Below are 11,316 nucleotides of genomic sequence, written 5' to 3'. Positions count from 1 at the left end.
TGTTCCGTTTGTGAATTTCCGCTTTCATGAATGTATTTATTGGGATTAAATTTCAAACAGTCGTTAGTGTTATATTCAATCAGGATTGTATAATCTCCAAAAACTCATCCCGCCCAATAAACCTTGCCCCCAACGACGCCAAATGCTCCGTATACACCTGACAATCTATGATACTCAACCCCATCCCCTTCGCCTTCTGCACAAACGTTATAAACGCTGCCTTCGATGCATTACTCACTTTCGCAAACATCGACTCCCCAAAAAAACACGCCCCTATCATCACCCCATAAAATCCACCCACCAACTCTCCATCCTGCCAGCACTCCACCGAATGCGCATACCCCATCTTATGCAATGTTACATACGCTTCCTCCACCTCTGTAGTAATCCACGTACCATCCTGCCCCTTACGCAGCGATTGTTTACACCCCGCTATCACCCCTTCAAAATCTTCATTAAAGGTGATCTCAAACACACCCTTCTTCAGCACCTGTTTCATACTGGCGCTGAGCTTCAACTCTTCAGGAAATAATACAAAACGGGGATCCGGACTCCACCATAAGATAGGTGGTTCATTATACCAGGGGAAAATCCCTTCCTGGTAAGCTAATAATAATCGTTCGGCAGATAGATCCCCTCCATAAGCAAGGAGACCGTCTTCATCTGCTAAATTAACAGGAGGGAAAATTAGCTCATCTGTGAGATAAAAGACAGGCATTATCTTTCAACAGCTTCTTCTAAAGTTGCACTGATTCCTCTATCCAACAACGCTTCGCACATAGGACGCAGGTCGGTAAATTCACCCTGCTTCACAGCATACTTGCCATTATGATGAATGATCAAAGCACATTGCTCAGCCTGTTCCTGCGAATGGCCGCATACTTCCATCAGGGACTGAATGACCCAGTCAAATGTATTTACTTCATCGTTCCACACGATGAGGCTGTATGGAAATTGTTCATCCTCTGCTACCAACACATCTTCCCACTCTTTGGTGTGTGTGCCTGTTTGCTGACGCTGGCTCATATCCGAAAATGTATAATTTGCACAAAAATACAGCTTACAATCGTGATTTTAAATTAAACTCCCACCATTTTATCCGGGGTGACAATCTCACTGATTATCATTATTATTGTGAACATTGAAAACTGGAACTATGATAGGATTGAATGGCACTAAATTATTGATTGATATCAGTTTACCACTCAAAGATCCGGTACCAATTTTTGCCCTGGTACTGTTCATTATCCTCCTGGCGCCAATTATCCTGCGTAAGTTCAGGATCCCAAGCATCGTAGGATTGATCATTGCGGGGATGTTCATTGGTGATCACGGATTTAAAATCATTGAGAAGGGAAGTATAGACCTGTTCGGCAAGGCCGGACTACTATACATTATGTTCCTTGCTGGCCTGGAACTCGATATGACGGAGTTTCGTAAAAACCAGCATAGGAGCCTTGTATTTGGGGCATTTACGTTTTTTATCCCGCTGATTTTAGGGTTTGTGATCTGTCACTACCTGCTGCATTTCAACTTTATGGCTACACTGCTGGTTTCCAGTATGTTCTCTACACATACGCTGGTGGCCTACCCGCTGGCAAGCCGGTTGGGCATTACCAGAAATGAAGCGGTGACGGTCGCGGTTGGAGGTACGATCATTACGGATACCGCCGTACTCGTGATCCTGGCCATCATTACCGGGGCTGCTGCAGGTAACCTGAATCAGCACTTCTGGATCAGACTCAGTGTGAGCCTTACCGTATTTGCAGGGCTGGTGCTGTGGATCTTCCCCATGATAGGCAGGTGGTTCTTTAAGAAAATCAAAGACGACAAGACTTCCCATTTCATCTTTGTACTGGGCATGGTATTCCTGGCTGCCTTCCTGGCTGAGATGGCCGGGGTAGAAGGTATTATTGGCGCCTTCCTCGCCGGACTGGCATTGAACCAGCTCATCCCGCATACTTCACCATTGATGAACAGGATTGAGTTTACCGGGAACGCATTGTTCATACCTTTTTTCCTGATCAGTGTGGGGATGTTAGTAGATCTGCGGGTATTGCTCAGAGGGCCGGAAGCCTTGCTGATTGCAGGTGTACTCACAGTAATGGCGTTGGTAAGTAAGTACCTGGCGGCGATCTTTACACAGCTTGTATTTAAATATAGCGTACCACAGCGGAATGTGATTTTTGGTTTGAGTAGTGCACATGCTGCGGCCACGATCGCCATCATCCTCATCGGTTTCAATATGGGGATTATCAATGAAAATGTACTCAATGGTACAGTTATCCTTATTCTGATCACCTGCCTGGTGGGTAGTTTCGTGACGGAAAGCGCCGGGCGTAAACTGGCCATCATAGAATCGGATAAACAACCGGAAGCTGAAGAAGTGACAGAGCGCATGCTCATTCCTATTGCGAATCCAGGAAAGATGGAGGCAATGCTGGACTTTGCCGTGATGATCAAAGATCCCAATGCCAAGACACCGGTATACCCACTGGCAGTGGTGCAGGACGATGAAGAGGCAAAAGCCCGTATGACCCAGACAAACAGAATGATGGAAGCGGTGATCGCACACGCTGCCGCTACTGAAAGCAAAGTGCAGGTGGTGACGCGCATCGATCTGAACGTATCTGATGGTATTGCCCGCGCTTCTAAAGAGCTGGGTATTACAGATGTGATCATCGGCTGGACGGACAAAACGAGTACTACAGACAGACTCTTTGGCTCTATTTTCGGTACCACCCTGGACAATGTGTTGCAGAGTGTATGGGAGAATCTGTATGTATGCGATTTTTCTTTTCCGCTAAATACAACACGCCGTATTATGCTGGTATTGCCACGTAATGCTGAACTGGAAATAGGTTTTTCTCATTACATGCAAAAACTATTTTTGCTTAGTAAGCAGGTAGGTGGTAAGCTGATGGTGTATTGTGAAGGCGCCACGCAGCGGTTCCTGGAAGACCTGATCCAAAATCTGAAGCAGACGGTTGATATTGGTTTTAAACTCTGGCATGACCTGGTAGATCTGCCGGCGCTGGCGTATGATACCACGAAGAATGATCTGATCATTATCGTTTCTGCCCGCAAAGGTACGTTGTCTTACAGGCCTTCGCTGGAAGGGTTGCCTTCCCGTATCAGCAAGTATTTTACGCATAACAATGTCATTCTGATCTATCCTGAACAGACAGAAATTGAGTATATCGAAGCAGGTATCCAACCAGAAGATCTGACGCTACGGCCTATCCAGGAACAGCTAGCCAATCTCTCGAAACTGGGTAGGTTCATGAAAAAGATTTTCAGGAAGAAGTAAGTTCTAAGGGTGCAATTTCCCAGGGGAAAATAAGTTCTAATGACGCAATTTCTCAGGAAGAAACAAGTTCTAAGGGCGCAATTTCTCAGAAAATATTTTCTCAGGAAGTATTTTCTCAGGCAGCAATTTCCCAGGAAGTATTTTTTCAGGAAATGATTTCCCGGAAAGCAATTTTTCCGGATGCAGCAGATGTTCAGGAATCAATAGATTTTTTATCCCGTCTCTTTTCTTTTGAGGCGGGATATTTTTTTTAGCAGGAGGCAGCTCCGTTTCCTGCACGATGGGCATTTTGTACGCCTCTCTTACCGCCATATTAAACGCATTTTGTCCCGGGCCGGCTTTGGCAGCGAAGGCTGCTTTTACATCCGGGTCTTTGATCATTTCTAATGCCAGTGCTGCGGCAATTTTCATTCTCAGGCGCGCTAATAATTGTTTGGAGGTAGGAGGTAGGGTAGATGCCCCTCTTTTCTTTGCCATGATGATTTGTCCGTTCCGGACGTAGATGGTGATAATGTCCCCCAGGCTGCCGTTGACGAGCTGAAGGAGGATGTTGTCTTTGACTATTGCCATACAATTGTTTTGGGCAATATTAGTGGATAGGGGGAGGCTGTGCGAAAAAAGTCGTTGACGAAGCGATAAAACTTTTTGGCGAAGCGATAATGAGTGGTTGAGTGGGAAAAAGGTATGGTACAATTGGGGGGGAAAGTTCAGTATTTCTTCGGCAAAGATTCAGTACAACTTAGTCATAACTTCGTTATCTTAAGGTCACCAAAAGGGCACTTCATTATCCCTGGGATATTGAAGTGCCCTTTTGGTGACCTATTAGTGACGAATCTATACCGAAGTTATATGGGATACTACCTGAACATTATAAGGAAGAAAAATTATGCTGACTGGGAGGAGGATAGCAATATCTCAATGGAGGAATGGCTGGCTTATATTGAATTGGATGAGGAATTGGAACTACAGCCGGAAGATGACAATTTAGCTGCGGGATTTTGTCGCTGGCTTACAGAGGTGTATGAAGACACGAACGATCATGTTTGGTTTGATTATGGAATGGGATGTATTGGAACAAAGAATCCGAATGAGGTGACGATCCATAAGATGATTCGGATGGCGAATGTATTGCAGGGGAAAGTACAAGGGGATGATGGCGAGATTTATGATGATAGATACCTCGAAACTGGAAAAGCGATATGGCTGGAGCAGGAAGAGGAAAAAGCAGCTGTGGGGAGTAAAAAGCCATGGTGGAAAATATGGTAGTACCGAAGGGGAGGATGATGGAAACCCTGTTATACCTATTCAAAAACCCTGGTTGAAATATAGTAGTACAGAACTGAAAAGATATCAAACCCTTTGTACCTGTTTTAAAGCCATTATTTACCCCCGCTAGCCTTATTGTCAGCCCAGCCCCTCATCTCCCTGTCACCTTGTCCCCTATTTCTTCAGGGTAAGATATTTGATGTCCTCCTGACATGGACACATATTCCCAGGTAATTATTTCCGCCGTAGAAAGAGTAAGTCCGGCGGTGGTTAAAATAGAACGCCTGGAACGCAGCCCACGCGGTGATGTCGTGGGAGGATCTGGTTCCGGGTTTATTTTTTCCTCAGATGGATACCTGTTTACGAACAGTCATGTCGTAAAAGGCGCCAACCATCTGAGGGTAATGTTGCAGGACGGGAGGACTTACCCCGCGTATCTTGCAGGGCAGGATGCAGCAACAGATTTAGCTGTATTGAAGATAGAAGCAGGGGTGATGACGACAGTACCCTTTGGAGATTCTGACGAATTAAAGGTGGGACAACTCGCCATTGCCATCGGCAATCCATTAGGCTTTCAGCATACGGTAACGACAGGTGTGATCAGTGCATTAGGCCGATCATTGAGAGGTGCTGATGGAATGATGATGGATGCATTGATACAAACAGATGCCGCATTGAATCCTGGTAATTCAGGAGGTCCGCTCATAAATGGCGATGGGGCCGTAATTGGGGTCAATACAGCGATTATAAATGGTGCACAGGGATTGTGCTTCGCCATTAGTATAAACACGGCTAAATCGATCGCAAATCAGTTAATCCGTTTTGGAAAGGTGAAGCGTGCGTATATCGGTGTGGCGATGCAGCAGGTAGATCTGGTGCCGAGGTTGAGAGCCATTCATGAAGTGAAGAACCGACAGGGATTGTTTGTAACGCAGGTAGAGAGAAATAGTCCGGCGGCAAAAGCAGGTGTATTGAGTGGGGATATCATTGTGGGATTTGCAGATATGATGGTGGAGACGGCGGACCAGTTTTTTAAAATGATGACGGAGGAGAAGATCGGGCAGTGGCAGTTTTTGAAAGTGATAAGAGGGAGTGAGATGAAGGAGGTGAGGGTGACGCCGGTAGAAAAGGGCGATTAATTGGCCTGCGGCAGCAAAGAAGTTCCTCATTCCCTAAAACAAAAAAGCCTTAGCAATCGCTAAGGCTTTTTGTGGGAGTTGACGGATTCGAACCATCGACCCTCTGCTTGTAAGGCAGATGCTCTGAACCAGCTGAGCTAAACTCCCATTACTTAAATTACCATTAAGAAGAACGTATCAAAAAATGTGGGAGTTGACGGATTCGNNACCAGCTGAGCTAAACTCCCTTTTTCGTTTGTTGCCCTCTCGTCTGAGAGGATTGCAAAGGTAGAAAATTGTTTTATTTCGCCAAATTTTTTTTAGAAATCTTTCAAAAATATTTTCTTCATTCCTCTGAACCCCTTTGTCTATCTGAGTTTCCAGTCGATAATATTATTCGCCCATTCTTGTCTTACCGGCGTTGTTACCTTGATATAATTGTCTGTATACCCTTCCATCATACCCTCTTTGTGGAATTTTTCAAACAACACTTTTCTTGTCTCACCCACATACTGTTCCGCAAAGTATTGCGCCTTCTTATGACTCAGGTTACGCAGTACCTTATTCCGCTCGTTCCGCACGTGCACAGGCACTACTGGCTGGATTTCCAGCGCTGCCGTATTCGCTCTCTCCGAGTAAGTAAATACGTGTAAATAGCTCACATCCAGCGCATGTAAAAAGTCATACGTTTCCTGGAAATGTGCATCCGTTTCTCCCGGAAAACCTACTATCACGTCAACCCCTATACTACAATGCGGCATAAACTGTTTGATCAGTCCTACCTTTTCCGCATACAGTTCCCTGCGATAACGACGACGCATGGCTCCCAGTACCTCATTACTACCACTCTGTAAAGGGATATGGAAGTGCGGCATAAACCGCTGACTGTTCGCTACGAACTCAATGATCTCATTACTCAGGAGGTTCGGTTCGATAGATGAAATACGATAACGATCTATACCTTCTACCTTATCCAGTTCCTGTATCAGTTCATAAAATGTCTCTTCTCTTTTCTTACCACCCTGCAACCCTTTCCCGAAATCTCCCAGGTTGATCCCGGTCAGTACAATTTCGCGCACATCGCTCTCAGCAATCTGCTGCACCTGTTCCATCACGTTGGTAATTGAATCACTACGACTCTTGCCCCTTGCCATGGGAATGGTACAGAATGTACAGGTATAATCGCAACCATCCTGAACCTTCAGGAAAGTACGGGTACGGTCGTTCATAGAATAAGATGCATGGAAAGTATTCACCTGCTCAATATCACAGCTGCATATTTTTGCACTGTCTCCCTTGGTCAGGTTCTTCAGGTGTTCCACCAGGTTGAACTTTTCAGCAGCACCGAGTACGAGGTCAACCCCTTCGATCTCAGCAATTTCTTTTGGCTTGAGCTGGGCATAACACCCGGTGATCACCACCCTGCTTTCCGGGGCCCGGCGCTGGATGCGGCGCACCAGGTAACGGCATTCCTTGTCGGCATTGTCTGTCACAGAGCAGGTATTAATCACATACACATCTGCCTGCCCTTCAAAATCTGTTTGCACAAAGCCATCCTGCTCCAGCAACCTGCTCAAAGAGGAAGTTTCGGAGAAGTTCAGCTTACAGCCGAGTGTATGGAAAGCTACTGTTTTCGCTGTTGTCATCGTTTCAATTACTTTGTCCACTAAGGGTATGAGCCGGAATGGCCTGCTACCGAACCCGCAAAGGTAATTCCTTTTTATGAGAGTTGAAAAGGGGGAATTTTTAAGGATATTTTGTTAAAAATGTATAGCTTGCCTCTCCAAGATGCAATCTTTCAGCAATCTGTGAGACACTATGAGATCAAATGGTAAATACATTCCAGTGTTGTTGTTGGCGCTGCTACTTGTTTTGGCATGGCAGCAACAATGGTGGAGAGGTCCATTGCACCGCCCGCAGGTAAAGGATAATGGCACCGCGGAGCGATCATTACCCAACCCGGTCAATGACCCATCGAATCTTGACAGGCACGCACGCCTTACTTACACCAAACACGCCCTTTGCCGCATGGATTGCAGGCAGATCACCGAAAGGGAAGTGGCGGAGATCCTGGAAACAGGGCAAATCAATACTGAAAAGTCAAATCCACGCGATTTACCTTGTCCTACCTACGCACTGGAAGGATATTCCGACGATGGTCAACACCTTCGGATCGTATTCGCTCCCTGCAGCGGCGAAACCAAAGTAGTGACCTGTATAGACCTGGATAAAGAATGGCAATGTGATTGCCATTGATTATCATTTGGTTGTATATTTTACGGAGGCATTCCACCGGCCATCCGCAGGAATTATCATAAAATAAAAATTCGCCATCTTTACACAATTAATGTAATTTTCAGGCTTGCATGTGACTAAAAACAGACAGGCATTTATCATGAAGCTTTTGCTAAGACCAATTCAATGGATGTATACTATATATGCCTCCATTATGTTTATCGGTATAATGTTGCTCATACTTCCATTTATCTTCCTTGCCAGCTTTTCAGGTAGAATCAGAGGTGGTAATATTATTTATTATTTCCTGTGGTTCTGGTCACGCACCTGGTTCCCTGCTGTGGGCATCATCGTTAAAAGAATTTATAAATACGATCGTACTGATAAAACGCCATTTATTTATGTTGTAAATCATAGCACCTACCTCGATGCCGCACTGGCTGTAGGTGTCATGCGCCTCCCTTTTCGCCCCCTGGGCAAAATCGAAATGCAGAAAATTCCGCTCTTCGGTTTTATTTACAAACATGCTGTTGTTCCTGTAGACCGTTCTGATGCCCAAGCCCGCTCCAGAAGCGTGCGCGAACTCATTGCTACCATCAGGGAAGGAGTATCCATCCTCATCTTCCCGGAAGGTACCACCAACGATACTGATAAGCCCCTCACTCAATTTCACAACGGGGCTTTCCGAATAGCAATCGAGACACAAACACCCCTGCAACCCATATTGTACCTGGATTGTAAGGATCGTATGCCTCGTTCTAAATTACAGCGACTGAACCCTGGCCGTTGCCGCATCGTTTACCTGCCTCCTGTAAAAGTAGCAGGGATGACCATGGACGATTTGCCAGTGCTGAAACAACAGGTGTTTGATATCATGGAAAAAGAATTATTAAATTACCGATGAAATTTGCAGACGTCATACTTCCATTAGCACTGCCTAAGAACTACACTTATGCTGTGCCCGATCATATGCTGGATAGCGTACAAGTGGGCAGCCGCATTGCTGTACAGTTAGGCCGGCAAAAGAAGTATGCCGGTATTGTAAAGGCTATTCACGAACTCGCACCACCTGATTATAAAACAAAACCGCTGCTGGACGTACTGGACAAAGATCCGGTAGTGTATCCTACCCAGCTTACCTTTTGGGAATGGCTGGCGGCTTACTATATGTGTAGTGAAGGAGAAGTGCTCAATGCCGCCCTGCCTGCACACCTCAAACTTTCCAGCGAAACAGTATTGTTGTTCAACGATGACTATGGCGATGATTTCACCGCCCTGGATGATGATGAGTACATGATTGCAGAAGCACTGCACATCCGCAAAGAACTCCGTATTGAAGAAGTACAGCTCATTCTCGACAAGTCAGAAGTATATTCTGTGATCAAAAAACTGATCGAAAAGAAAGTACTGCTGGTATACGAAGAGCTGAAAGAAGTATATAAAGAGAAGAAGGAAAACTACGTACAACTCCATGCCCGCTACGAAGCAGAGGAAGAACTGTCCAACCTTTTCAATACTTTGGGCAAAGCACCCAAGCAAATGGAATTGTTGCTGGCTTACCTGCACCTGATAAAAACACAGGGGAGTGTATTGCAAAGTGAACTGCTCAAAAAATCAGGCGCCTCCGCTGCACAGCTGAAAGGTCTTGTCGATAAGGAGATCGTGTGGATTGAAAAAAGAGTGGTAGACCGCGTACCCGGTGGTGGCAAGGTAGATGTGCAGATTGACTTTACGCTCAGTCCTGCCCAGGATAAAGCCCTGCAGGAAGTAAGAAACAGCTTTGACCAGAAACCGGTCACCTTATTGCATGGCGTCACTTCCAGCGGTAAGACCCAGTTGTACATCAAGCTGATTGAAGAATATATTGCCAGCGGCAATCAGGTGCTGTACCTTTTGCCGGAGATTGCATTGACTACGCAGATTGTACGCCGTTTGCAAAAGCATTTTGGTAATAAGATTGGTATTTATCACTCCCGTTTTAGTAACAACGAGCGGGTAGAAATATGGCATAAGGTGAAGAGCGGTGAGCTGCGCATCTTGCTGGGCGCACGTTCCAGCCTGTTGTTGCCTTTCCGCGAGCTGGGATTAATCATACTGGATGAAGAGCATGACCCTTCCTATAAACAACAGGATCCGGCGCCACGCTATCATGCCCGGGATGCGGCTATTTATTATGCCGGTCTCTTTAAGGCTAAAGTATTGTTAGGTTCAGCCACGCCTTCACTGGAATCTTACTTTAATGCTACGCAGGGCAAGTATGGATTAGTAGAACTGAATGAACGTTTTGGTGGATTGGAAATGCCGGAGATTGAGATTGTGGATGTGAAGAAAGTGCAGGCGGAGAAGCAGATGCAGGAAAATTTCTCACCACAACTGATTCAGGCGGTTTTTGCAACCATCGCACAAGGCAAACAGGTGATCCTGTTCCAGAACAGGAGAGGGTATGCGCCTTTCCTGATGTGTACCACCTGTGGCTGGATTCCGACATGTAAGAATTGTGATGTGTCGCTTACGTATCACAAACATCAGGATCTGTTACATTGTCACTATTGTGGCACCCGTTATCCTTATGTACATACCTGTGCTGCCTGTGGTAGTCAATCGCTGATACCAAAGAGTTTTGGAACGGAGAAGATAGAAACTGATTTGCAGGAATTGTTTCCGAAAGCACGCATTGCCCGTATGGATATGGATGCAGTGAGGAATAAGGATAGTCATAATAAGATGATCCAGTTGCTTGAAAACCAGGAGATTGATATTCTCGTGGGTACACAGATGGTGGTGAAGGGATTGGATTTTGATAATGTGACGCTGGTGGGGATACTGAGTGCGGATAACCTGTTGAATTTCCCTGATTTCAGGGTGAATGAAAGGGCGTTTCAGCTCATGGAGCAGGTGAGTGGGCGTGCAGGACGTAAGCATGGAAAAGGGAAAGTGTTGATACAGGCTTACCGGACGCAGCATCCTATTTTACATTTTGTAACGGCACATGATTATAAGGCGATGTATGCATCGGAGATTGCAGAGCGGCAGAACTTTGGGTATCCGCCGTTTTTCCGTTTGCTGAAGCTGACATTGAAACATAAAGATCAGAAGGTGGTGGAGCAGGCGGCGCTTGTATTGGCGAACTGGCTCAGACCACATATAGGCCCACATCTGGTAGGCCCGGCGGCACCTTTGGTAGGCAGGGTGAGGAATTATTATTTGCAGGAGATGATGATCAAGCTGCCCCGGGATACGAAAATAATTGCGCAAACAAAGCAGTTGCTCAGAGAGCATTTTATAAAGTTACTGGCGGAGAAACAATTCAGGAGTGTGTTTATTGTGCCTGATGTGGATTATGTATAAGCTCTTTTGAGTGATTGCCTATTCAACCATTCCAGGAGT

At 45.7% G+C, this 11,316-nt stretch carries 10 protein-coding genes and 1 tRNA gene; 7 read left to right on the top strand and 4 right to left on the bottom strand.

Translation table 11 applies throughout. The features are described 5' to 3' along the window. Positions 1-79: 79 nt before the first annotated feature. Positions 80-718 (bottom strand): leucyl/phenylalanyl-tRNA--protein transferase, encoded by a 639-nt coding sequence (gene aat / locus BW716_RS05700; RefSeq protein ID WP_083721562.1) that lies wholly within the window; start codon positions 716-718, stop codon positions 80-82. Continuing rightward, positions 718-1,026 (bottom strand): ATP-dependent Clp protease adaptor ClpS, encoded by a 309-nt coding sequence (locus BW716_RS05695; RefSeq protein ID WP_083721561.1) that lies wholly within the window; start codon positions 1,024-1,026, stop codon positions 718-720. The genes aat and BW716_RS05695 overlap by 1 nt, the downstream gene beginning before the upstream one ends. Positions 1,027-1,156: 130 nt before the next feature. Here BW716_RS05695 and BW716_RS05690 point away from each other — a divergent pair, with 130 nt between their 5' ends. The 4 genes from BW716_RS05690 to BW716_RS05675 all read left to right on the top strand — a co-directional run bounded on the left by BW716_RS05690 (position 1,157) and on the right by BW716_RS05675 (position 5,715). Continuing rightward, the gene (locus tag BW716_RS05690; RefSeq protein WP_083721560.1) at positions 1,157-3,310 is read left to right on the top strand and encodes a cation:proton antiporter; all 2,154 of its coding nucleotides are present in this window, start codon (positions 1,157-1,159) and stop codon (positions 3,308-3,310) included. A 94-nt stretch (positions 3,311-3,404) separates the two neighbouring features. Continuing rightward, positions 3,405-3,545, top strand: a complete 141-nt coding sequence (locus BW716_RS38920; protein ID WP_083721593.1) for a pentapeptide repeat-containing protein — start codon at positions 3,405-3,407, stop codon at positions 3,543-3,545. Between the two features lie 614 nt (positions 3,546-4,159). Then, entirely contained in the window at positions 4,160-4,576 is a 417-nt protein-coding gene (locus tag BW716_RS05680; RefSeq protein WP_143708727.1) for a hypothetical protein, read from the top strand. A 212-nt stretch (positions 4,577-4,788) separates the two neighbouring features. Further along, positions 4,789-5,715: a S1C family serine protease gene (locus BW716_RS05675; protein WP_083721558.1), complete on the top strand. Its 927-nt coding sequence runs from the start codon at positions 4,789-4,791 to the stop codon at positions 5,713-5,715. 72 nt (positions 5,716-5,787) lie between these two features. Here the strand turns inward: BW716_RS05675 and BW716_RS05670 are convergent. Beyond that, a tRNA-Val gene (locus BW716_RS05670) sits at positions 5,788-5,862 on the bottom strand. Positions 5,863-6,062: 200 nt separating this feature from the next. Beyond that, positions 6,063-7,340, bottom strand: a complete 1,278-nt coding sequence (mtaB, locus tag BW716_RS05665; protein WP_083721557.1) for a tRNA (N(6)-L-threonylcarbamoyladenosine(37)-C(2))-methylthiotransferase MtaB — start codon at positions 7,338-7,340, stop codon at positions 6,063-6,065. A gap of 172 nt (positions 7,341-7,512) precedes the next feature. Between mtaB and BW716_RS05660 the strand changes: the two genes are divergently transcribed. From BW716_RS05660 to priA, 3 genes are all read left to right on the top strand, one after another. Then, a complete protein-coding gene (locus tag BW716_RS05660; protein ID WP_083721556.1) occupies positions 7,513-7,950 on the top strand; it encodes a DUF4258 domain-containing protein in 438 nt (145 codons plus the stop codon). Positions 7,951-8,143: 193 nt separating this feature from the next. Further along, entirely contained in the window at positions 8,144-8,833 is a 690-nt protein-coding gene (locus BW716_RS05655; RefSeq protein ID WP_235643499.1) for a 1-acyl-sn-glycerol-3-phosphate acyltransferase, read from the top strand. Then, the gene (gene priA, locus BW716_RS05650) at positions 8,830-11,277 is read left to right on the top strand and encodes a primosomal protein N' (RefSeq protein WP_083721554.1); all 2,448 of its coding nucleotides are present in this window, start codon (positions 8,830-8,832) and stop codon (positions 11,275-11,277) included. Before BW716_RS05655 ends, priA begins: the two co-directional genes overlap by 4 nt. The last annotated feature ends 39 nt before the right edge of the window (positions 11,278-11,316 follow it).

Source organism: [Flexibacter] sp. ATCC 35208 (assembly GCF_001975825.1).
Taxonomy (GTDB): domain Bacteria; phylum Bacteroidota; class Bacteroidia; order Chitinophagales; family Chitinophagaceae; genus Chitinophaga.
Note: the sequence above shows the minus strand (reverse complement) of the source record. Positions and strands in the feature narration are given on the sequence as shown.